23 protein-coding genes and 1 tRNA gene are annotated in these 22,133 nt (G+C 67.0%); 9 read left to right on the top strand and 15 right to left on the bottom strand.

From position 1 onward, the window contains the following. Positions 1-247: 247 nt before the first annotated feature. On the top strand, positions 248-712 hold the full coding sequence (locus G6W55_RS19995) for a GNAT family N-acetyltransferase (protein WP_175522227.1): 465 nt from the start codon (positions 248-250) through the stop codon (positions 710-712). Here G6W55_RS19995 and G6W55_RS19990 read toward each other — a convergent pair. Then, positions 698-2,749: an MFS transporter gene (locus G6W55_RS19990; RefSeq protein ID WP_244368957.1), complete on the bottom strand. Its 2,052-nt coding sequence runs from the start codon at positions 2,747-2,749 to the stop codon at positions 698-700. The two genes, G6W55_RS19995 and G6W55_RS19990, sit on opposite strands and share 15 nt — an antisense overlap. Before the next feature lie 192 nt (positions 2,750-2,941). On the opposite strand from G6W55_RS19990, the gene G6W55_RS19985 reads away from it, so the two are divergent. Next, positions 2,942-4,060, top strand: a complete 1,119-nt coding sequence (locus tag G6W55_RS19985; protein ID WP_309243761.1) for a peptidoglycan-binding domain-containing protein — start codon at positions 2,942-2,944, stop codon at positions 4,058-4,060. 25 nt (positions 4,061-4,085) lie between these two features. Here the strand turns inward: G6W55_RS19985 and G6W55_RS19980 are convergent, their stop codons facing one another. Then, on the bottom strand, positions 4,086-4,748 hold the full coding sequence (locus G6W55_RS19980; RefSeq protein ID WP_175522205.1) for an HAD-IA family hydrolase: 663 nt from the start codon (positions 4,746-4,748) through the stop codon (positions 4,086-4,088). A gap of 182 nt (positions 4,749-4,930) precedes the next feature. After that, positions 4,931-5,512, bottom strand: coding sequence for a TMEM165/GDT1 family protein (locus G6W55_RS19975; RefSeq protein ID WP_175522204.1), 582 nt, complete (start codon positions 5,510-5,512; stop codon positions 4,931-4,933). Positions 5,513-5,896: 384 nt separating this feature from the next. Between G6W55_RS19975 and G6W55_RS19970 the strand changes: the two genes are divergently transcribed. The 3 genes from G6W55_RS19970 to G6W55_RS19960 all read left to right on the top strand — a co-directional run bounded on the left by G6W55_RS19970 (position 5,897) and on the right by G6W55_RS19960 (position 9,139). Next, the gene (locus tag G6W55_RS19970; RefSeq protein ID WP_175522203.1) at positions 5,897-6,541 is read left to right on the top strand and encodes an HNH endonuclease family protein; all 645 of its coding nucleotides are present in this window, start codon (positions 5,897-5,899) and stop codon (positions 6,539-6,541) included. 97 nt (positions 6,542-6,638) lie between these two features. Beyond that, a complete protein-coding gene (locus G6W55_RS19965) occupies positions 6,639-8,309 on the top strand; it encodes an alkaline phosphatase D family protein (RefSeq protein WP_175522202.1) in 1,671 nt (556 codons plus the stop codon). 215 nt (positions 8,310-8,524) lie between these two features. After that, a complete protein-coding gene (locus G6W55_RS19960; protein ID WP_175522201.1) occupies positions 8,525-9,139 on the top strand; it encodes a VTT domain-containing protein in 615 nt (204 codons plus the stop codon). 54 nt (positions 9,140-9,193) lie between these two features. On the opposite strand, the gene G6W55_RS19955 is transcribed toward G6W55_RS19960, so the two are convergent. Further along, entirely contained in the window at positions 9,194-9,418 is a 225-nt protein-coding gene (locus G6W55_RS19955; protein ID WP_175522200.1) for a DUF2277 domain-containing protein, read from the bottom strand. A gap of 100 nt (positions 9,419-9,518) precedes the next feature. Here G6W55_RS19955 and G6W55_RS19950 point away from each other — a divergent pair, with 100 nt between their 5' ends. Continuing rightward, the gene (locus G6W55_RS19950) at positions 9,519-10,424 is read left to right on the top strand and encodes a ketopantoate reductase family protein (protein ID WP_175522199.1); all 906 of its coding nucleotides are present in this window, start codon (positions 9,519-9,521) and stop codon (positions 10,422-10,424) included. Here the strand turns inward: G6W55_RS19950 and G6W55_RS19945 are convergent. After that, positions 10,414-10,944: a GNAT family N-acetyltransferase gene (locus tag G6W55_RS19945; protein WP_175522198.1), complete on the bottom strand. Its 531-nt coding sequence runs from the start codon at positions 10,942-10,944 to the stop codon at positions 10,414-10,416. The genes G6W55_RS19950 and G6W55_RS19945 overlap by 11 nt on opposite strands. A gap of 124 nt (positions 10,945-11,068) precedes the next feature. On the opposite strand from G6W55_RS19945, the gene G6W55_RS19940 reads away from it, so the two are divergent. After that, positions 11,069-11,440, top strand: a complete 372-nt coding sequence (locus G6W55_RS19940) for a hypothetical protein (protein WP_175522197.1) — start codon at positions 11,069-11,071, stop codon at positions 11,438-11,440. Between the two features lie 783 nt (positions 11,441-12,223). Here G6W55_RS19940 and G6W55_RS19935 read toward each other — a convergent pair. Further along, positions 12,224-12,970, bottom strand: coding sequence for a helix-turn-helix transcriptional regulator (locus G6W55_RS19935; protein WP_175522196.1), 747 nt, complete (start codon positions 12,968-12,970; stop codon positions 12,224-12,226). A gap of 132 nt (positions 12,971-13,102) precedes the next feature. Here G6W55_RS19935 and G6W55_RS19930 point away from each other — a divergent pair, with 132 nt between their 5' ends. Next, positions 13,103-13,309, top strand: coding sequence for a hypothetical protein (locus G6W55_RS19930; RefSeq protein ID WP_175522195.1), 207 nt, complete (start codon positions 13,103-13,105; stop codon positions 13,307-13,309). A 65-nt stretch (positions 13,310-13,374) separates the two neighbouring features. Here the strand turns inward: G6W55_RS19930 and G6W55_RS19925 are convergent, their stop codons facing one another. From G6W55_RS19925 to G6W55_RS19885, 9 genes are all read right to left on the bottom strand, one after another. Beyond that, the gene (locus G6W55_RS19925; protein ID WP_175522194.1) at positions 13,375-13,806 is read right to left on the bottom strand and encodes a hypothetical protein; all 432 of its coding nucleotides are present in this window, start codon (positions 13,804-13,806) and stop codon (positions 13,375-13,377) included. 51 nt (positions 13,807-13,857) lie between these two features. Continuing rightward, complete coding sequence (locus G6W55_RS19920; RefSeq protein ID WP_175522193.1) at positions 13,858-14,514, bottom strand: hypothetical protein; 657 nt, start codon at positions 14,512-14,514, stop codon at positions 13,858-13,860. A 146-nt stretch (positions 14,515-14,660) separates the two neighbouring features. Continuing rightward, entirely contained in the window at positions 14,661-15,029 is a 369-nt protein-coding gene (locus G6W55_RS19915; protein ID WP_175522192.1) for a hypothetical protein, read from the bottom strand. 1,154 nt (positions 15,030-16,183) lie between these two features. Then, positions 16,184-16,798: a hypothetical protein gene (locus G6W55_RS19910; RefSeq protein WP_175522191.1), complete on the bottom strand. Its 615-nt coding sequence runs from the start codon at positions 16,796-16,798 to the stop codon at positions 16,184-16,186. Positions 16,799-17,042: 244 nt separating this feature from the next. After that, the gene (locus G6W55_RS19905) at positions 17,043-17,357 is read right to left on the bottom strand and encodes a hypothetical protein (RefSeq protein WP_175522190.1); all 315 of its coding nucleotides are present in this window, start codon (positions 17,355-17,357) and stop codon (positions 17,043-17,045) included. 373 nt (positions 17,358-17,730) lie between these two features. After that, a complete protein-coding gene (locus tag G6W55_RS19900) occupies positions 17,731-17,898 on the bottom strand; it encodes a type II toxin-antitoxin system Phd/YefM family antitoxin (protein ID WP_175522189.1) in 168 nt (55 codons plus the stop codon). A gap of 10 nt (positions 17,899-17,908) precedes the next feature. After that, positions 17,909-18,499 carry a hypothetical protein gene (locus tag G6W55_RS19895; RefSeq protein WP_175522188.1) on the bottom strand — a complete coding sequence of 197 codons (591 nt, stop codon included), beginning with the start codon at positions 18,497-18,499 and terminating at the stop codon, positions 17,909-17,911. Positions 18,500-19,280: 781 nt separating this feature from the next. After that, positions 19,281-20,315, bottom strand: a complete 1,035-nt coding sequence (locus G6W55_RS19890) for a tyrosine-type recombinase/integrase (protein ID WP_175522187.1) — start codon at positions 20,313-20,315, stop codon at positions 19,281-19,283. Positions 20,316-20,445: 130 nt separating this feature from the next. After that, positions 20,446-20,520, bottom strand: a tRNA-Val gene (locus tag G6W55_RS19885). Positions 20,521-20,686: 166 nt separating this feature from the next. Here G6W55_RS19885 and G6W55_RS19880 point away from each other — a divergent pair. After that, the gene (locus tag G6W55_RS19880) at positions 20,687-22,072 is read left to right on the top strand and encodes a hypothetical protein (RefSeq protein WP_175522186.1); all 1,386 of its coding nucleotides are present in this window, start codon (positions 20,687-20,689) and stop codon (positions 22,070-22,072) included. The last annotated feature ends 61 nt before the right edge of the window (positions 22,073-22,133 follow it).

The raw sequence follows: 22,133 nt of genomic DNA, 5'->3' as shown, positions 1-22,133 counted from the left end.
GGTCACCGTGGTCATCCTGCCCCGTCTCCACACCGCCTCATCCGGGAACTGATTGTCTCCGGCACCCGCGAGGGTGGGATTCCACAGGTCGTTCTCCGGCTCGACTGAGCACCGCGCTGGCCCAGGGGTCAGCGCGGCCATGGTTCTGATGTGTGCTCAACTGTCCGATGACGGTTACTCAGAGCTACTCGCCACCTGGCCGTAGCTATACGAGAACAGGGCCGACTCCGCCGCCGACGCCGCCGCCCTGTGGCGGGAGTACTACACGGAGGTCAGCGACCGCTGGTACCTGCTGCACGAGGGGCGCAGGACCGACCCTGCCGAGCTGGAGCGTGAGATCGCCGCCCGGTCGGGGGCCGAACTCGCCCCGCCCGTCGGCCGGTTGCTCGTCGGACGGTACGGCGGCGCACTGGGCGGCTGTGCGGGCGTACGGCTGCTGGAGCCCGGGACGGCCGAGCTGACGCGGGTGTTCGTGCGGCCGGAGCTGCGCGGCAGGGGCGGCGCCCCGCTGCTGGTCGGAGCCGCCGAGGACGCCGCCCGGGCGCTCGGGGCCGCCCGGATCGTCCTGGACACCCGCGGCGACCTGGTCGAGGCGCGCGCCCTGTACGCGCGGCTGGGCTACACCGAGACCGGGCGGCACAACGACGACCCGTACGCCGAGCACTGGTTCACCAAGCGGCTCGACGAGAACCGCGATTCAGGTGAGGTGTGACGTCGAGCGGCGGGCGGCCCCCTCGTCGTGGGGCTGTTCGCGGTCGGAGCCGCACAGTTCGGTGGTGAGTTCCCTGACCAACTGGATCAGGTCGGTGGGCCGGTCCGGGCCCCACCAGTCGCCGAGCAGCTCGGCGAGCGACTCCTCGCGGACCCGTGCCAGGTCCTCGGCGACCTCGTGTCCGCGCGGGGTGAGGACCAGGTCCAGGCCGTCGCGCACCGCGAGCCGACGGGCCTCGACCTCTCGCACCGCCTCCATGATCACGTTCAGGGGTACGGCGGTGCGCTCGGCCAGCACCGCGGGCTCGACGCTGCCGTACTTCCAGGTCCGCAGCAGCAGCCAGCCCGACGCCGGGAGCAGATCGTGGCCGGAGCGCTCGCTGATCTCGCGGTAGATCTCGCGGCGGCCCTCCCGGGTGCCGAGCACCGACAGCGCCCGGCACACCTCGTCGTACGAGGACCGCTCGACCGGGTTGCTGGCGAGGGTCTCGGTCACGTCGGGCGCGGTGACCGAGCCGCGCAGCGGGTCCTCGCGCAGGAACCAGGCGAGCACGAAGCCGAGGAGGGCGACGGGGGCGGCGTAGAGGAAGACGTCGGTGATCGCGGAGGCGTAGGCGTCGAGGACGGGCGGGCGCTGTGCGGGCGGGAGGTCGGCGATGCGGCGCGGGTCGGCCTCCAGCGCGTCCACGGAGACCCCGGGCGGCAGGCTGACGCCGCGGAAGGCGTCGGTGAGTTTGTCGCCGAGGCGGCTGGTGAAGACCGTGCCGAAGATGGCGACGCCGAAGGACGCCCCGATGGAGCGGAAGAAGGTCGCGCCGGAGGTGGCGACGCCGAGATCCTCGTAGGAGACGGCGTTCTGCACGATCAGCACCAGGACCTGCATGACCAGGCCGAGTCCGAGGCCGAAGACGAAGAAGTAGGCGCTCATCTCGGCCGTGGAGCTGTTCTCGTCCAACTGGTGCAGCAGGAGCAGGCCGAGGGTGGTGACGGCGGTGCCGGCGACCGGGAAGACCTTCCAGCGGCCGGTGCGGCTGACGAGTTGCCCGGAGGCGGTGGAGGACAGCAGCATGCCGACCACCATGGGCAGCATGTGGACGCCGGACATGGTCGGGGAGACTCCCTGGACGACCTGGAGGAAGGTCGGCAGATAGGTCATCGCGCCGAACATCGCGAAGCCCACGATGAAGCTGATCACGGCGGAGAGGGTGAAGGTGCGGATCGTGAACAGCTTCAGCGGCAGCACGGGTTCGGCGGCCCTGCGCTCGACGGCCACGAACGCCACGGCGAGGACCACGCCCGCCACCGCGAGGCCGATGATCTGCGGCGAGCCCCAGTCCCAGGTGGTGCCGCCCAGCGAGGCCACCAGGACCAGACAGGTGGCGACGGAGGCGATGAGGAAGGTGCCGAGGTAGTCGATGACGTGCGGGGTCGCCCGGTGCGGGATGTGCAGGACGGCCGCGATGACCACGAGCGCGACGATCCCGACGGGCAGATTGATGTAGAACACCCAGCGCCAACTGAGGTGTTCGGTGAAGACACCGCCCAACAGCGGTCCCAGGACGCTGGTCGCGCCGAACACCGCGCCGAACAGGCCCTGGTAGCGGCCGCGTTCACGGGGCGGGACGATGTCACCGACGATCGCCATGGACAGCACCATCAGACCGCCGCCGCCCAGTCCCTGGAGCGCCCGGAAGGCGATCAACTGGGGCATGTTCTGCGCCATTCCGCACAGCGCCGAACCGACCAGGAAGATGACGATCGCGATCTGGAACAACCGCTTGCGCCCGTACTGGTCGCCCAGTTTGCCCCAGAGCGGGGTGGCGGCGGTCGAGGCGAGCAGATACGCGGTGACGACCCAGCTCAGATGGTCGAGGCCGCCCAGGTCGCTGACGATCGTGGGCAGGGCCGTGGAGACGATCGTCTGGTCGAGGGCGGCGAGGAGCATGCCGAGCAGCAGGGCGCCGATCGAGACGAGCACGTTTTTGGACACGTGTTCCTGACGCGGATCCGCCGTCGCGCTGTGCGCGTCCAAGGCCATGGATGCCTCCTGGGACTCTGGTGACCCTTTCATCGTGATCGGTGTGACCCGTTATGGCCTCCCGAGTCCCCTTGGGGCGGCCCCGGATTCCTCCGGAAGCCGAGCGGAATCCCGTATTCCGGGGGCCGCGGGCGGGCGCTTGTGTGGAGGATCTGCATAATCTCTGGAGTTTCGATGGGGAGGGACGGGCACGTGAGCGATCCGACGGGGTGGCAGGGGCAACCGGAGCGGCAGGGGCTGCCGTGCCCGGAGTGCGGCGCGCTCCGCGCCGCCGACAACACCCCGTCGTGCGCCTGCGCCCGGCGCGCCGCGGACGCCCTGCGCGACACCCGTACGGCGGAGGCGGCCGCGGCGGAGGACTTCGATCCGCTGCGCATACGGCCGTACGTCGAAATAGGGGAGGGCGGGGACGTCCACCAGAGCGCGGACGTCCACCGTGGCGCGGACGTCCACCAGGGCGGGCAGGGTGCCGTCGACATGACCATGCCCCTGCGGACCGTCCCAGCCGCCGACGAGACGGTGCAGCTACGGGCCGTGCCCGCGGACGCGACGACGGCGCTCCCCTCGCCCCTCACCCCCATGAGTCCCCTGGGCGCGGAGCCCAGCACCACCGATCTGAGCCTCTTCGAGACCTCGGACCGCGACGACGCCTACCGGGACGACGAGGACGCGTCCACCCCGCGCGGCCGGCGCCGCCGTCGCGCCCTGCTGCTGGCCACGACCGGTGCCGTGGTGACCGTCGTGACCGCGGCCGGGTTCGCGAGCGGGCTGTTCTCCTACGAGAAGCCGGCCCGGGACAGCGCCGCCCCCGAGGAGGTCCGCGCGGCCGTGCCGGAGGTCTCGGACACCGAGGCGGCCTCCGTGTCCTCGTCGGCGAGCGGATCGCCGTCCCCCTCGGCGTCCAGCGCGTCGCCGTCGGCCTCGGCGAGCGAGAGCGCCTCCCCGTCGGCCTCGGCCGGCACGAGCGCGTCGCCGTCCGCGTCCGCCTCGGCGGAACCGAGCCCGGCGGTGTCGAGCGCCGAGGAGACCGCCTCCGCCGGGCCCGACGACGGCACCGACGGCGACGGCGGCGGGCAGCCGATCGCGGCGCCGGTCCTGCGGCGCGGCGACAGCGGCCCGGAGGTCACCGAACTCCAGCTCCGGCTGAGCCAGTTGCGCCTCTACAACCAGGACGCCAACGGGGTCTTCGACCAGCGGCTGGAGAACGCCGTGCGCAACTACCAGTGGTACCGGAACGTCAAGACCGACGGCTACGGCGTGTACGGGGCGGCGACCCGCCAGAGCCTGGAGTCGGAGACCAGCGCGCCGTAGGGTTCAGCGCCGTCCGGCACAGGGCTCAGTCCCGGCCGGCGTGGACACGGACGCCGTCCCGCACCGCCGCCTCGACCCGGATCTCCCGCAGGTCGCGCACGACCACGTCGGGCCCGTGCGCCGCGGCCCGCGGGCCGACGCCCACGACGCGCATCCCGGCGGCGTGGCCGGCGGCGATGCCCGCGCCCGAGTCCTCGAGGACGACACAGTCCGCGGCCGCGATCCCCAGCTCGGCCGCGCCCTTCAGGAAGCCCTCGGGGTCCGGCTTGCTGGCGCCCACCGACTCCGCGGTGATCCGCACGTCCGGCATCGGCAGTCCCGCCGCCGCCATCCGCGCCGTGGAGAGCGCGACGTCCGCCGAGGTGACCAGGGCGTGCGGCACGCCCTGCGCGCGCAGCGAGGCGAGGAACTCCGCCGCGCCGGGCACCGGCACGACACCGTCCAGGTCGGCGGTCTCCTCGGCCAGCATCCGGGCGTTGTCCGCGTAGTTCTGCTCCATGGGGCGGTCCGGCAGCAGGACGGCCATCGAGGCGTACCCCTGGCGGCCGTGGACGACCCGCATCACCTCGTCGCCGTCCAGCCCGTGCCGGTCGGCCCAGCGCCGCCAGATCCGCTCGACGACGGCGTCCGAGTTGACGAGGGTGCCGTCCATGTCGAGAAGAAGGGCACGGGCGGGCAGGACCGGCATCGACGGCTCCAGTGATCGCTGGGCAAGACCAAGGCGGCCCCGCCCGCCGGTCAGGGAGAACGAGCGGGGGCCACTTTGTTTCTCCACGGTACAAAACAATCGGGGTCCCCCGCCACCCGCCCCCGGAAAGCGCCGTCCGGCGTTCACCCGCCGTTCAGCTCCCCGGGCCCCCGGCCCGCACCTCAGCCGGCGATCGCCTCCCACAGGCTCCACACGCCCAGCGCCAGCATCAGCGCCGCCGCGATCCGGGTGATCAGCGTCAGCGGCACCCGCTTCATCAGCGCCTTTCCGCCGACGATGCCCAGACCGGCCACGGTCCACAGCGCCAGCACCGCGCCGAGGCCGACGGAGAGCGGGTCGTCGTAGCGGGCGGCCAGGTTGGCCGTCATGATCTGTGTGAGGTCACCGAACTCGGCGACCAGGATCAGCATGAAACCGGCCCCCGAGACCTTCCAGAAGGACTGGTCCTTCGGGCGCCGGATCTCCTCGTCGCCGTCGTCCTTCTTCATCACCAGGACGGCCGCGCCGCCCAGGAACAGCACGCCGGTGATCGCCTGCACGATCTGGTGGGGCAGCAGCGTCAGCACGCTGCCCGCGGCGACGGCGAGCGTCACATGCAGCGCGAAGGCCGCGGCGACACCGGCGAAGACGTAGGAGGCGCGGTAGCGGGTGCCGAGGACGAGGCCGGCGAGCGCGGTCTTGTCGGGCAGCTCGGCCAGGAAGACGACGCCGAAGACGACCGCCATGACACTGATGCTGATCAAGGTTCCTCAATCGGTCGGGGCCGCCCCGCCGAGAGCCTGAGATCCGCTGGATTCCCAGGACGGAGACACCTCGGCACGGCAGCACACATGGCACCCGCGCCGAGGGGGCACGGGTGTGCACTGCTTGCCGAAGGTCTCGCCGGCCGGTCCTCTCGAACCTGCCTCCGGGCGCCGGCTCAGACGAGCTGAGCAGTATGTCGACGGTCCCGGCGAAGAGCTACTCCCCTTCTGCTCCGTCAATCATACGAGATCGTTCCGTCATGAACCTTGTCGTGTCATGTGCACGTCACTAGCTTCTTACCGGGCGCACACCTCTCCGCAATGCGGCGCGGGGAGCATTCCCACCGCTCGCGCTCAACAGCCCCTCCCCACCAAGGAGTTCGCATGGCCAAGTTCTACGCGCGTCGACGACTGAGCATACTCGCGGCCCTGTCGGGTCTCATAGCCTCCGTCGCACTCTTCGACGCACCGACCGCCTCGGCCGCCCTCCCCACCCCGGTCAGCGCCGCCACCGCCCGCAGCTATCTGTCCCAGCTCACCGTGGCCACCGAGAACCGCACGGGCTACAACCGCGACCTCTTCAACCACTGGATCACCATCAGCGGCACCTGCAACACCCGCGAGACGGTCCTCAAGCGGGACGGCTCCAACGTCGTCACCAACTCCGCCTGCACCGCCACCAGCGGAAGCTGGTACTCCCCGTACGACGGCGCGACCTGGACCGCCGCCTCCGACCTCGACATCGACCACGTGGTGCCGCTCGCCGAGGCGTGGGACTCCGGCGCCGGCGGCTGGAGCAGCACCACACGGCAGAACTTCGCCAACGACCTGACCCGCCCGCAGCTCATCGCCGTCACGGACAACGTCAACCAGGCCAAGGGGGACAAGGACCCGGCCGAGTGGATGCCGTCGGTCACCTCCTACCGCTGCACCTACGTCCGCGCCTGGGTCCAGGTGAAGTACTACTACGGCCTCTCCGTCGACTCGGCCGAGAAGTCCGCGCTCACCAGCTACCTCTCGGGCTGCTGAACCGGCCGGCGACCGGCCGGCCGATCGGTCCCCGCAGGGATCTCCCCACGCTCCCCGTCGTTCCGTACCGTACGGAGCGACGGAGGAGGGTGATCGGGTGGCCGGACTGCGGCTGGGACCACTGCTGAGGTACGTCGACGGCCCGCCCTCCGTCCCGGACCCGTCCGCGGCCTCGTCCGCGACGGTGTGGGTCGAGACGACCCGTCCGTGCGCCGCCGAGGTGCGCTGCGCGGACGGCGCGGGCGGCACGGCCCGCACCTTCCAGGTGGCGGGCCACCACTACGCCCTGATCCCGGTCACCGGACTGACGGCGGGCACGGAGACGGCCTACGAGGTGTTCCTGGACGGCACGCGCGTGTGGCCGCCGCCCGACTCCCGCTTCCCGCCGTCCGTCATCCGCCTCCCGATGGACGAGGAGGGGGGCCTGCGGGTCTCCTTCGGGTCCTGCCGCTGGGCGGCGCCCCCGGCCGGGGAGAGCGACCCCGTGGGCCCCGACGCCCTGCACGGACTGGCCGCCCGGATCGCCGCCGACCCGGCGGCCGCCCGGCCCGACGTCCTCCTGCTGCTGGGCGACCAGGTGTACGCCGACGAGGTCTCCGACGCGACCCGCGAGCGGATCCGCGCCCGCCGCGGCCTGGCCGACCCGCCGGGCGCCGAGGTGGCCGACTTCGAGGAGTACACCTGGCTCTACGACGAGTCCTGGGGCGACCCCGAGGTCCGCTGGCTGCTCTCCACCGTCCCCACCTGCATGGTCTTCGACGACCACGATGTGATCGACGACTGGAACACCTCCGCCGCCTGGCTCGCCGACATGCGGGCCACGCCCTGGTGGCGCGAGCGGATCCTGAGCGGCCTGATGTCGTACTGGGTCTACCAGCACCTCGGCAACCTCTCCCCCGCCGAACTGGCCGCCGACCCGCTCCACGCCGCCGTGTGCGCGCAGCCGGACGGCACCGACGCGCTGCGCGCCTTCGCCTGCCGGGCCGACGCCGACCCGGCCTCCGTCCGCTGGAGCTACCGGCGCGACTTCGGCCGGACCCGGCTGCTGATGGTGGACAGCAGGGCCGCGCGGGTCCTGGCCGAGGACGGGCGCGCGATGCTCGACCCGGACGAGGCCGCGTGGCTGCGCGACCAGGTCCTCGACGGCCCCGGCTCCTACGACCATCTCCTGATCGGCACCTCCCTGCCCTGGCTGCTGCCACCCCTGGTGCACGACGCCGAGGCGTGGAACGCGGCGCTGTGCCGGGGTGAACGCGGGGCGCACTGGGCGCGGTTCGGGGAGAAACTGCGGCGGGCTGCCGATCTGGAGCACTGGGCGGCCTTCCCGGGCTCCTTCGCCGCGCTGGCCGGGCTGATCGCCGAGGCGGGCACGGGTCCGGCGGCACCGGCGAGCGTGCTCGTGCTGTCCGGGGACGTCCATCACGCGTACGTCGCCGAACCGCGGTGGCGGGAGGGGCCGGGGCCGGACGCGCGGGTCCTCCAGCTCACCTGCTCGCCGGTGCACAACTCGATACCGCTGTCGATAAGGGTGGGGTTCCGCTTCGGCTGGAGCGCGGTCGCCCGAGCCGTGGGGCGCCGGCTCGCCCGGCACGGGCGGTGCGCGCCAGCACCTGTGGACTGGCGCAAGCTGGGCGGGCCGTGGTTCGGCAACCAGCTCATGTCCCTGGAGCTGCGCGGGCGTTCGGCCCGGCTGCGGCTGGAGCAGGCACGCGGGAACGACGTCCTGACGACCGTGACGGAGTCCGACCTCGTTCCCGGAGGTTCCTGAACAGGAGCATCCACTTCCGGTAGGCGGTCGGGCGTTCACATCTCGATCCGATTCGCCCTCTCCGGTGAACGTCCGATATCAAACGCACACGCCCCCCGTGAATCTTCTGTCACACCTTCCGCGTACGCTGTATGGCTGTATTGGCCGCACCTGCCGCTCCCTCGCGACACAGCGGCACGGTCGGCCGTCACGGGGGAGACACGGGGAGCGATCGGGTGTTGGAGAGTGTGGGGGCGTTGTTCGGCAGCCCATGGATCTATGTGGTGGTGGGGCTGTCGGTCCTCCTCGACGTGTTCCTGCCGGTGCTGCCCAGCGGAGTGCTCGTGATCACGGCGGCGACGGCCGCCGCGGCCGGTTCGGGTGCGGCGACCGGGCAGGTGCCGCACGACGTGCCGGACATCATGGTGCTGATCCTGTCGGCGACGACCGCGTCCGTGCTCGGCGATCTGGTGGCCTACCGGCTGGCCTGGCGGGGCGGTGAACGCCTGGACCGTGCGATCGCCCGCTCCCGGCGGCTGACGAGCGCGCAGGAACGTCTCGGCGATGCCCTCTCCAAGGGCGGCGGCGCACTGGTGGTGCTGGCCCGCTTCGCACCGGCCGGCCGCTCGGTGGTCTCCCTGATCGCGGGCGCCGCGCATCGCCGCCCGCGCGACTTCCTCCCCTGGTCCGCCCTGGCGGGCCTCTCCTGGGCCGCCTACAGCGCCGCCCTCGGCTACTACGGCGCCCACTGGCTGGGCACGACCTGGCTGGCGACCGGCGTCTCGGTCCTGGCGCTGTTCGGCGCGGGCGCGGTGGCGGCGTACGTGATGCGCCGCCCGTCGTCGGCCTGACGGGGGTCGCGGGGTCACGCGGTCACAGGGCCGGGCGACGACGGGATCCACGGTTCACGCCCGGCGGGCGGCTCCCCGTACCTCCAGGCCGTCCAGGAGTTCCGCCGTGGCCTGCGCGATGCGTTCGACGGCCTGGTCGAAGACCTCCTGGTTGTGGGCGGCGGGTGCCCGGAAGCCGGAGACCTTGCGGACGTACTGGAGGGCGGCGGCCCGGATCTCGTCCTGCGTCGCCTCCTCGGCCAGCGCGGGCGGGCGGAGCGTCTTGATGCTGCGGCACATGTCCCCAAGTCTGCCCCTCCGCACCGCCTCCGTGCCATGATCGTTTCCGAGGCGGCCACCGCGACCCGCGGGGCCGACCGACGAGAGGATCGACAACCCCATGGGGAACGACATACGCACCGTCGCCGTCCTGGGCCCCGGTGGCGTGGGCGGACTGCTCGCCGCGCTGCTGTCCCGGGCCGGCCACCAGGTGGTCTGCCTGGCCGGTGAGGACACGGCCGCGGTCCTGCGCGAGCGCGGGATCGGCGTGCGCAGCGGGCAGTTCGGCGACTTCACGGCCCGGGTGGACGCGGACACGGTCCTGCGGACGCCGGTCGACGCGGTGCTGATCACCGTCAAGCACACCGCGCTGGACGAGGCCCTGACCCGGATCCCGGCCTCGGCGCTGGGCGACGACACCCTGCTCGTGCCGTTCCTCAACGGCGTCGAGCATCCGGCGCGGCTGCGCGCCCACCACCGCCCGGACCGGGTCGCGCCGGCCGTCGTCCGCGTCGAGTCGACCCGGGTCGCGCCCGGGGTGATCGAGCACGGCAGCCGGTTCACGAGCATCGACCTCGCCGGGGACCGGGTGCCCGCCGACCGGCTGGACGCGCTCGCCCGCACCCTGGCCGCCGTCGACCCGGCCGTGCGGACGCACCCCGACGAGACGGCCGTCCTGTGGGGGAAGCTGGCCTTCCTCGCCCCCTTCGCCCTGCTCACCACCCGCCACCGCGCCCCCGTCGGCGAGATCCGCGGCCGGTACCGGGAGGAGCTGACCGCGCTGGTCGAGGAGACCGCCGCGGTGAGCCGGGCCTGCGGCGCACCCGCCGACCCGGCGCGGACGCTCGCCCTCTACGACGCCTTCGAGCCCACCGCGAAGTCCTCGATGCTGCGGGACGCCGAGGCCGGGCTGCCGCTCGAACTCGACGCGATCGGCGGGGCGTTGCTGCGCGCGGCGGAGCGGCACGGGGTACCGGTGCCGGTGGCGGCGCGGCTGGTGGAGGAGGTCGCGGCGGCTAGCCTCTGAGGCCGGCGCGCAGGTCGACGTACCAGTCGTTGGATCTGATCGGGTTGCCCTTCGGGTACTCGAAGTCGGCCTGCCCGCGGAGCGTGAACCCGGCCTTGCGGCACACCCCGTTGGACGCGCTGTGGTCCACCTTGGGGAAGGCGTGCAGGGTCGGGTGACCGCCCGCCTCGCGGACGACGCCGACGAGGGCGCGGGCCGCCGACACGGCGAGGCCCCGGCCCTGGAACTCGGGCAGGACGGCCCAGCCCGTCTCCCACACGGTGCCGCCCTGCCAGTCGTGCTCCCAGTACCCGATGGACCCGACGGTCTCGCCGTCGCCGTCACCGCCGTCGAGCACGACCCGGTACATCCGCCCGGTGGCCAGCTCGCAGTAGCGTCTGTGCCGGGAGAGGAGCTGCTCCTCCGACTCCGGACCGCCGAGCTGGTCGGTCATCTCCGGGGTGTTGCAGCGCCGCAGCAGCCAGAGATCCCCGCCCGCCCACGGCACCAACAGCACCCGCCGCCCACCGTTCAGTTCCATGCCCCCACGGTAGAGCGGGGGTCTGACAACCGGCCCTCACCCGCTCCCGTCATTCGAACGTACGTTCACACGAACACCCCAAAGAGACTCGCCTCCCAAAATCGAACAGGCGTAGCATTAGCGCGTGGCGACGACCTATGACTTTCCGAGCGACCTGCGCGCCGGTCAGGAGGAGCTGCATCAGGTCCGGGCCGAGCTGTCGGCCCTCCTGAGGCGGCTGCCCTGGTCGGTCGAGCCCCTGGACGGCTTCAGCGACGACAGCGGCTGGCGCAAGATCGAGCGCCCCGCCTCCCCCGGCTGGACGGCCGACGAACAGGCCGAGGTGGAGAAACTCCGCCGCCGCGAACACGAACTGGCGGTCTTCGTCAGCGGCCACCGCTTCTGGTCGGAGGTCGCCGTCGCCGACCGCGTGGAGGCCCGCACCCGCCTGAAACACGCCCACGAGACCCCGCCCGGCGAGGACGGCACCGACGCCGGTCGCCCCAACACCCCCTGAAAACAGGCCGGAGGGCCCTCACCGACTCGGTGAGGGCCCTCCGGCCTGTGTGGGCGCGGACGGTTTCGAACCGCCGACATCCTGCTTGTAAGGCAGCTTGACTAGGGCCCCACTGTAACCAGGGGAGATGCATCCCTGACAACCCCTCATGCCTAGCCAGGCAGGTTGCGTAAGGCCAGCTAGTCAAGTTGCTTCCCCTCTCCCTGGGGCCGGTGGTGCGTGCCCTCTGGGCCGGAGAGCACCACAGGCAAGCCTCTCCACGCCCACCTCAGCCCCTCTCTGCTCCTCCTGGTCTCCTCCCAGCCCTGTCCCCACAGCCCCACACGCGGACAGGCAGGGGTACAGCCTGGGGAGACACTGACGGCATGGCCGAACGGAGTGGAGGGGGACTGTCCTGCCTTTCCTCCGGCCCCGTTATCGGCCTGCCCTTATGGAGATATCCAGCACCCTTATCAATACAAGAGAGAGACCCCCGACCCTCGCCCTTCCTTCCCCATTCCCCGTTCCGAGTGGTCCAGCATCCCCGCAGGTCAAGGGATTCTCGAACAAGTTCAAAAGTCGGGGGACGAAACAGGACAACCCGGGGGTTATTAAACTGGGCCGTGGAGGTGGAGGTGAGTCCCCTAAAATTTCCACCATAAATAGGTGTGCTATACGTCACACACCTAGACGGGGTAGGGGTTACCGGAGGATGAGCAGATGGTTAGTCCACAGTCCGCACTTACATCCCCATAACGCAGAGCAAGTGGCAGTTACGCCGTGCTAGTGCTGCACTATCCCCGGCTAAGCCCTACTTTCCTCCGACTGGATAGGAACAGCCCTCTCCCACAGCTCCTCTGCATGCTCGGCAAACCGGGAGAACATCCCTCCATCCCCGATACGGCGCAGATGCAGGAGGGGTGAGTCATGCCCAACCAGCCTGGCCAGATGGGGCGTGACCAGCGCTTCACTGTCGAACCGGAACACGGACAGAGAGACATGATTCACGGCATCCTGTGGTGCAGAGAATCGAGCCTCAATCCCTTCAAGGTTCCCCAGCTTCTCCAGTTCCTCCAGAGTGATGCGAATGCGGGTGGAAACAGTAAGCGCTACATCCTCGATGGTTTCCCGCTGCCGAGTCACTTCTCCGTTCGGGTCTCCGATCAGGAACCTTATGCGGCATCCCTCCTGCTTCTTGCGGCGCAAGATTCCAGGGAAGTCCGGTACTTGAGTCCACAAGAAGTAGTTCGTGTACCCAGCAAAGAAGAGTTCTGACGTGGCTTGCTCTGTCAGCTCCCCCCAGACATTGGAAGGGCAGGCAGATCGGTATGGATAGCTGTGCAGGATCTCTCTGTCTCCGCCTGTCTTGATCCGTTCCTTCACTACCTTCGGCCAGAGCATTTCCTCATCCACTCCCAGTGCTCTACAGGCGTCTTCACGGTTCCTGGCATGTGGGATCAGATCGTCATTACTGATCCACCGCTCCACCGTCTTCCCGGAGACTCCGACTCTCAGGGCTAGCTGTCTGGGCGAGAGGCCGGCTGACTCCATAGCTGATCGTAGGGCAGTGTTCAAGGGCTCTCCCAGGGACGTTTGGGCCTTCTTTGAGGGTAGTGCCCAGACCTCCCAACTGTCCTTGCGCAGATCCAAGTTCGTCCCATGTGGGGAGACACGATGCGAGGCATGACGGACGAGACAAGCGGAAGGCTGAGGGCCATGGTTCCGGCTCGGGTTGCCCGACTCACGGACAAGGTCCAGAACACCTACGGAGCGTTCGTAACCCACTCGGTCGGGTGTGCGGACTGCAAGGAGGTGGGATGGCGGTGCGAGAGGGCGGAAGAGCTGTGGCAGGAGTACAAGGCCGCACAGAAAGAAGCTAGAGACTCGTAGCCATTGACTGCGACATACTCAAGCAAAAGGGCCGAGGACTTCCCTCGGCCCTCTGCCTGCTGGCGTCACTGAGCAAGCGCCTTGCGGCACTCTTGACGCATCACATTGACTATCTCGTCACCGTCTAGTTGGTCGGCCCGCTCTTGGGCAATGTTGCGTTCGCCTACGGAGCGGGTCTCATCCTGAGCAATACCCAGTTGCCTGAACCACTCCTGACCATCTGTAGCCGCATTCGACAACCTGTCCCAGCGCTGGTCCAGTCGGGCTGCTCGGGCTGCTTGATTGACTTCTTCATCCAGGTCGTCAGCGTATTCGGTCAGCTCTCCTGAAGTCATTGACCCGTCGTCGTCCGAAGAGTCATTTGACTCTTCCTTGTCGAAACCTAGGTCAATGCATACCTGTCTGGCATCGTTCAGAGCTTCGTCCTCCTGGTTGGGTGTGCACGCCATAGCGGTAACACCCACCAGCATTATCAAGGCAAGTGCCCGAGCCTTCATTCCCCCCACTCTCGTCATCCCCGATCGGGTGGAGGAAGTATAGCCATACTGTCAGGCCGTTAGCTTCAGCTCTGCCCTGATCTCCTTGTAACACTGCGAGACGTAGCCCCTCGTTACTCCGATACTCTTTGCTGCCTCCGTTGGCGTTAGCCCATCCAGGAATGCCTGACGGATGGCGGCCTTGTTCTTCTCAGACTTCTGCTGTCCGTTAGTAACGCGAGCCGGCTGACCCTTCTTGGGCGTTAGTGACTGCGTTACCACCTTCACCGTTACTTGCTCCGTAAGCGTTAGCTCCAGGTCTCGGAACATGCGTCGGTAGATGGGTGACACCTCAGCGGCACAGATCAGAATTGCCGGAGAAACGGAGTGGATAGCAACACCCACCCAATCACCGGTGTCTACCGAACTCCAAGTGTTGAGGAAGAGGGAAGCTAGACCGGTGGACCAACGGAATACCGTTGGCCACCGTCCACCCTTGATTCCGTGTCTGGACAGGGTTGCGTCTGCGCTGATGGAGAGAATGAATGCGGCATCGGTAAGGACTCCTAGAGCCCAGCCAGACCATTCCCACTCCGAGTGTGCAGCGACTAACGGTGTCGTAGTCATGAGGCTATAGAACACTGCCCCGGTAACGATGGCCCACACCATCGCATTGACGGTCTTACGGGTACGCCGGATGGAACGCAGTTCGTTAGTGACGTCGTACATCGAATCTCCTCGGTCGAGTAACGCTCCACGAGTAACGCAGGCGTCGGTTGCTGTGTCGAGTAACGCGCAGTCGCAAGATTGCGACCTGCGCTAGGTAACGCCAGATGAGTAACGGACTCTCACGGAAGGGGTCAGCCGGCTCGAACTCACCAGACGAATAGATCAGGCAGGCCAGTCATGTTCCGAGGAAGGCCGGAGTAACGATCGGAGAGCGGAAGCCCAGTAACATCTATCTCCGGTCCGTAGGTGCTATTCCTGCCCTCAATCAAGAACGGAGAGAACTCCGCCACGAGGGTGAGGTACCTGCTCTTCCCTCCGTCAATGAGAGCCACCACCTTGACGAGGTCTCCGTTCCCGAACATCTTCCTCAGCTTGGGCATGAGAAGTTCCCAGGTTCCGGCGTGGCCTAGTCGGTAGTTCCCTTCTCCGTTCTCGGCAACGTAGGTGAAACCTGGACTGTGGTCGGCAATGTCTAGCTCCGTCAGTAGTCGGCCCTGTGTTGCTAGCTGAGCCATGTACTGGATGGAGGAATGGAAATCACAGAGACCTACTCGGTGCCGGTCATCCTTGGGTGGTGCAGAACAGATAGATCAGTTGCTCAACTTCCAAGGACAGGTGCGGCCAATCATGGTTAGTACTTCCTTTCGGTGTGTCCTGCCTCCATGAGTCGGCAGGACCCTTTGTCGGATATCGACCCGGGGTTGTTTAACCCAGGATCGGAGAATGAGGGTCTGACCTTCCACGGATGGAACATGGATTCAGCTAGCTACACTGGTCAATCATTACCTAGCTGGCTTGAGCGGGGAATGGTGATACGCCGGAGAGCGACGCACAGGAGCGATCACCGGATGAGGAGCAACGGAGTCCGAACGATGAACGTCAGACCTAGCTAGATCTCCTGCAACTCAAACGCCGTGCGGCTCAAAGACATCGCTACGCTCTCGGGGGATTGAACCCCCTCCCGCTTCGCTCTAACGGAGGGATGATGAGGGAATGAAACCCTGGTCACTCTTCCTCCAATCAAGGGAGCGCTAGCGCAGGGTTCCGCCTTAGCGGGTTCCCGGAGCGATAGCGACCGTGTCTTTAAGCCGCACGGCGCTTGAGTTGCATGAGCCAAACCGGGGTTGTCCTGCTGGTGGTTCCGCTAGGGCTTCACCACCAGACCCCCTGTGTCACTTCTCGTCTGATGTCTCGGGAGAATCAAGGCTCATGAACAATTCCTGCTCATCCTCCAGTCACAAGGGGCTGGCATCCTTAGATGCCATGCCCCGTTCATAACTGAGCCGCCCGGCGTCTGAGGTGCCTCGGTTTAACCAGTCTGTCTCGTCACTCCGACTAGATCTTTCTAATGACCGGCCGTTGACCCCTATCGGGGCCAAGCGACCTCATCACCCGAAGAAGCCTCTCCAGTCACCTCCCGCTTAACCAGTGACTGACGGGGCACCCCCTATTCTTAGGGCCATAAGTTGTGGTGATCTGGTCGAGCCGGGTTACTGCTCTTAGGGCCATAAGTCGGAACCGGAGACGATCCCAGCCCCTGACCGAGTGACCCCTTACTTAGGGCCATAAGTTCTCGGGGGTCACAGCCAACCCGGCCACACACTCTTAGGGCCATAAGTCGGAGGCCCGTTGAGTTGAACCCTGGATGCCTCTTACTTAGGGCCATAAGTCAGATCGTGGGTTCGTCCTCGTAGAAGTCCTCGTCATGCATCCATGTCCGGTCGGTGAAGTCGCCCACCTGGAGATAGAACGTGGTCTTGGCTCCCCGCTTCTCTCCGATCGTCTCCACTCGAAGCCAGCCACTTTCGACTAGGGCCTGCACTCCCCGCTCTGTGTAGGACCGAAGATTCCCCGCCCGGTTCTTCCTGCCCACTGCATCGGCCAGAGAACGCCAAGGGATAGTCACCTGGGAATCATCCCCAGCCAGTCGGGCTATCTGCTTGGCTACCAGCATTCCGCTGAGGGGCACGCACTGAACGACGTCCTGATACCAGAGGTACGCCTGCCCGACTGGAGGCATGTTCTCTGCGGCAAGAGGCTGCCCCCGCTTAGCCAGTAGTCGACTGTGTTCCTTGATGCGGTCGGCGTAGCGGGTGAGGAATCCCGTGCCCTTCGCCTTGAAGGGGGTTCCGTTGGTCATCAGCGCGACAATGGATGCCTGGCCAGGGATCCCCTTGGGCCACTCCTTAGCGGCCTTGGCCGTACCTTCCCACGTACCTAGTGTGAACTGCTCGGCAATCTTACTCAGGTCTCCGGTGTACAGCTCTTCGTAGTTGCTGCTCATGTATTTCCATCTCCGTTCGTTGTTGGTCATGAAGAAGGGGCCACGCCATCCCAAGATGGCTGGCCCCTCGACTTACTTCTGTGCTTGCTCTCGCTAGGGTTCTATCGTGAATCGCTAACCCCGAGCCGGCTGGCTCTAGGTAATTCACTTCCTCGGCACGTTGAGACCGTTCTTCACCATGGCCCAGTGTCGATAGCAGAGCCAATAGCCATGGTGATACACAGACCTCTCACATCCCTTGGCATCACACATCTACTGCCTCCCCCTCATGCCATTCGATGAGGTCTGCCGTTACCGGCTCTCGCACCTCTCCAGTCTCGTCAAGCTCCATCACTACGGAAACCAGCTTGTACAGCTCCCATGGGGTACTGGAGAAATGGACCAGGAGTGCAGCCACATCCCTCGGGGAGAATCCCCGATCCACCCCGAGGAACGGAACTGAATACGCCCCATCCTTGCTGGCCTGGATCTCCACCTTCTTGACTATGCGTGCGGGCTGGTCACTTGCCTGACGCAGTAGTCGTAGCACTTCCACGTGATCCTTTGCTGCCATGCTCACTCTCCAATCTTGTTCTTGCGCGGCCTGTACTGCTTGATCGGGGTTAGCTCCCGCCCTGTCTTGTGAGCCCTGCTGTGCTGCTCGCAATATCCGTGGCTGTGGTGGCCTCGATTGCACTCCTCGAACTTGCAGTAAATCGGGGTGCTAGTCGTGTAGGCCCTCAGTGGGCGAAGCTCCATTCCTCGCCGAATCTGGTTCCCGTGGCCATGGCAGTACCCGCCTCGCCTCTCCGGCCTAGCGCACCCCTCGAATCGACAATCCTTGTACTCGTTCATTCGCGACCCTCCTCTGGGCATAAAGAAACCCCGACCACTCTGGCCAGGGTTGGCGTGTCTCCTGTTCCGGCATCCAGCGCTAGTGATGCCGGTAATGCTTAGTCCTTGGAGAAGATGTTCCGCCTGTATCGCTCGTACTGCTCCACCCCAACAAGCACAGCTTGAGTCTTGCCGTACTTAGTCAGGTGGATTTCTTCTCCAGCCTCAGCCTTCCTCAGCAGCTCAGCCAGAATCGGCTTAGCCTCATTTCCTGCGATCCGAATCATGTTTCATCTCCTACCAATCACAATCAGCGAACAGGTCCACTGGCTGAGGTCGCCTTAGCTGCTCTGCCCGCCATTCCTCGTGAGCCTCCACCACAGCCTTTCCTGATGGATCAATGCCCTGCTCTGCAATCCAGGCCATTAGCTCGGGGGTCTCATTGAACCTCTCGCCGTTCTTGTTCGTGACTCGGAGAGGTCGCCACATCCCGTGTGCCTTCAGTTCCATGCTCCGCCCTCCCTTGAGCAGGGCCAGCACTTCCACGGGGATTCCCTCGTTGTACGCCTTGCCCACTCGACGCAGCCTGCGGGCTAGGTTCCTTTCACTTTCGCTGGTCACCGTTCCAATCTTCACCGTCCCGTCATTCAGCCTGACAATGTAGGTCCACCCTGGAGTGTGCTTGGCAATGACGCCTGCCCTTTCCAGGAGGTAATAGGTGCTCTCCGCTACCGCCTCCCTGGCGCAGAACGCTTCCCGGTAGTGCTCTCCACAGGTGACGATCCTCAGCCCTGCCATTTGGCTTGGCCGCCCCGGTTCTCCGCACTGAACGCCATTCTCGTCAAGTGCTACACACTGCATCCCCTTGTTAGGATTGTTGATAGTCATTGGTGGTACGTCCTTGCGATGGTGGGCCAGGCCGCTTGGATTGCGACCCCTTCCAGCCTGGCCACCCAGTAATGCTCCCCGGCATCAAGGAAGCCCCTGCACTCGCGATACAGAGGCTTGCGTGTCCGGTGTTATGTAGTTGTTCAGATAGGTGTCTGCGGCCCCGAGAGGGAGTCGCAGAGAGCCTTACGCCGCTCCCTCGATATTCTCTGGCAGTAGAACCGTTAGGCACTTTCCGTCCGATGCGTAGTGCTTGGTCAGATCCTTGATGCTCGGGAAGTGGTCACGGCAACGGATGCAGCGAACTCCCTTGACGGTCTTGGTGTAGTACTTGCGCATAGCTAGACCTCCTGGTCTTGGTTGTGCTTGGAATGTCGGACTGCCGGTGGATACACGTATCCCAATGCAAGTTCCACAGGCGGGGGTGTCGGTCTGGCTTGGGTGAAATAGAAGAGGCCCGACAGTCACATAGACCATCGAGCCTCAACTACTGAACCAACCAACGGAGGGAGAAAAGGTTCTCCTACCACCTCAAGGGCTGACCCCCACGGAGCCAACCCTGTCAGTAACGGAGATGCAGCCTGCCACTCCCTCAAGGGCATGACTTGGCTACATGTCCATTTTACTTTATGTGGGCACTTCCCCGCATCTTTGCAGCGGGCACCCACGGGCACTCATCCTGGACATGGAGAAGGGGCCGCACTCCCTACGGAGCACGACCCCTCTCATTGCCTCTTAGCTCCCGTGGAGCGGACGTCAGGAGCATCCCCACCGGAGAGGGCTAGTACCTATCCCCCAGCTTCTTAGCCACCTTCACAGCCCTGCTCACAGCCATGTCTGAGGCATAGCGACGGAGCATGGTGGGATCCTTCCACCCCTGGATAGTCATGACGTCCTCTCCCGATACCCCAGCGGAGAGCAGGTCATCTGTTGCCGTGTGCCTGAACTGATGCGGATGACAGCCCTCATACCCGGCTTCCTTGGCCCTGCGGTTCACCATCCGATAGAGACCGGAGTACGTGAGGTGCCCACGGTTCCGAGTGCCCAGCCACAACCAATCCAGGTCGGCCATCTTGTGAGCCTCCCTGGCCCTGATGTACCGGCTCAGAGCAACCACAGTCTTGGGCTGAAGCGGGATGATCCTGCCCTCTCCCGTGGCTCTCGCATCCTTGAGGGGAACCACCTGAGCCAAGCCCTGTTCCAGGTCGAGGGAATCCAGACGGAGAGACAGCAACTCCTCAGACCTCAACCCCTCCGTGAGGGCCCTGATGATTGCGTGGTCCCTGACCTTCTCGAACTCCCGAACCTTCGGACTGCCGTTGCCTGTGGTCCTGAGCAGATCCCGAATGAACTCCTGGCTCAGGGTCTTGGGCCTACCGGCTGAGGGAGGCGCGTACCGCTGGAACTTCTTGTCTCGGTACGGATTGGTGTGGTCGTGCTCCTCCTCCAGCCACATGAAGAACGGGCGAAGGTTCCTCTGCGTGCTGTTCGTTCCGCCCTGACTGTGAGCCTGGAAGTAGGCCCGGAAGAACAGGTTCAGCGTGTCTGTTCCGACGGAGAGAAAGTCTCCCTCCACGCCCTCTCGGCTCATCCACTGGTCCAGGGCCCTGACAGCTTCCACGTAAGACCGAACCGTCTTCTCCGTGTATGGCCGACCGTGCTTGTTGTTGCTGGCTCTGAGGTGGGTTGCATAGTCCTGAGCCGTGGCCTGCCGGATGTCTGACCGGTCTGGCTGGCGGGGGATGGATCGGAGCGTGGTGGTCCTGGTGGTTCCGTGAGACGCCCTGAGAGGACTCTTCCGGGCCTGTGCCGACACGGGGTAGCTCCTGCGTGTCCTGGGCTAGGCAAGTTCCACATGGCGAAGCGGCTTGCCTAACCGGGTCTGATACCGGAGCCAAGCCGCTTCACGTGGTCCATCTGGTCTGTCTATGCAGGTCAGAGGTCACTGGTGGGCGCGGACGGTTTCGAACCGCCGACATCCTGCTTGTAAGGCAGGCGCTCTACCCCTGAGCTACGCACCCGTGAACGAGTCGACAGCCTACATGGCGTGGGGCGGTGTCCGGCAAACACGTTTCGGGGCGGTGGGGGCGAAGTCACCGGCCGAACGGCGAACTGACGCGGTCGTGTGTTCGTCCCTAACGGGTGGGAGAATGACATCCGGGCAGGGCGGACGTACGGGAGAGGGATGTGACGGCGACACCAGCGCAGCCGAACTCGCCGTCGAGGCCGCGCGCCCGATCCGGCATGCTCAAGAGCCTCCAGGACACTCTGACGCTCGTCGCGCTGCCCGCGGTCCTGCTCGCGCCGGCGCTGTCCGCCGCGTTCGCCGGGGGCGGTACCCGGCGCTGGTTCGGCGGGCGGGCGGAGAGCCAGCGGGCCGAGGCGCAGGCGGCCAAGGACGCCGCAGCGGCCGCCTTCTACGAGCTGGACACCGCCCAGCGGGACCTGCGGATCTCGATCGAGACGATCACCGCGGTCGACGACTCCCCCGCCGCCCGCCGCGCCGTCGCGGACTTCGAGGCGCTCGGCCGGCGGATCGACGAGGTCAGCCACCAGTACATCCAGGCCGTCGACGCCCACGACCTCGACCGGGACGACCTGGAGGCCGCCACCGCCGCCCGGGCCCGCACCGAACTGACCCGCGCCAAGGACGAGCTGGGCCGGGTCAAGCAGGAGCTGGACCGTTTCACCGACGGGCTGGGTCCGCTGCTCGGCAAGGCCGAGACCCAGCTCGCCCGGCTGGCGCCCGCCGTGGAGCGGGCCCGGCAGGCCCTGTCGGCCGCCTCCGGCGCACTGGACGCCGTACGGGCCACGGGGCTGCGGGCGGACGATCTGGCGGCGCGGCTGGCGGCGCTGGCGCCCGAGCTGACCCTGCTGAACCAGGGCGCGGGGCAGCACGGCGTACCGCAGACGCTGGAGCGGGCCGAGCGGGTGGCGCGGCAGGCCGGGGCGATCCGGGCGGAGGCGGAGCGGCTGCCGGAGCGGGCCGCCGAGATCGACCGCCGGCTGGTGTCGCTGCGGACCCGCGCGCAGGCGCTGACGACCCGCTCCGGGCAGGTGGAGCCGATCCTGAGCGAGCTGCGGCGACGGTTCACGGCCGCCTGCTGGCAGGACCTCCAGCAGGTCCCGGACGACGCCGTGGAGCATGTGGCACAGGCCGAGCGCAAGCTCACCGAGGCGCAGGCCGCGCGGGACGCGCAGCGCTGGCCGGACGCCACCGCGCTGCTGTCCACGGCCCGCGCGCTGCTGAACACCACCGACGAGGCGGTCTCGGCCGCCGGTGACCGGCTGGCCCGGCTGAACGCCGTGCAGAAGGACCCGGGGCAGGAGATCGAGCGGACCCGGTTCGCGATCCGGGACGCCCAGCGGCTGGCGATGGCCGGCCGCACCACCCCGGATCCGCGGGACGCGCGCCCGCTGGACGAGGCGGTGGCGCGGCTGGAGCGGGCGGTCGCCACGCTGGAGGGCCGGCACCCCGACTACTGGCACTTCCTGACCGAGACGGAGGGCGTGCGGCGGGCGGTCGCGGACGTCGTCGCCCGGATCCGGGAGGAGCGGGGCACGGCCGGCTGACCGGCCGCCGGTCCCGTCACCGCGTTGCTGCCCGCCCCCGGGGAGCGGATATTGGGTGGTA

Origin of the sequence: Streptomyces sp. CAI-85 (assembly GCF_013363615.1) — a bacterium.
Taxonomy (GTDB): domain Bacteria; phylum Actinomycetota; class Actinomycetes; order Streptomycetales; family Streptomycetaceae; genus Streptomyces; species Streptomyces antibioticus_B.
Note: the sequence above shows the minus strand (reverse complement) of the source record. Positions and strands in the feature narration are given on the sequence as shown.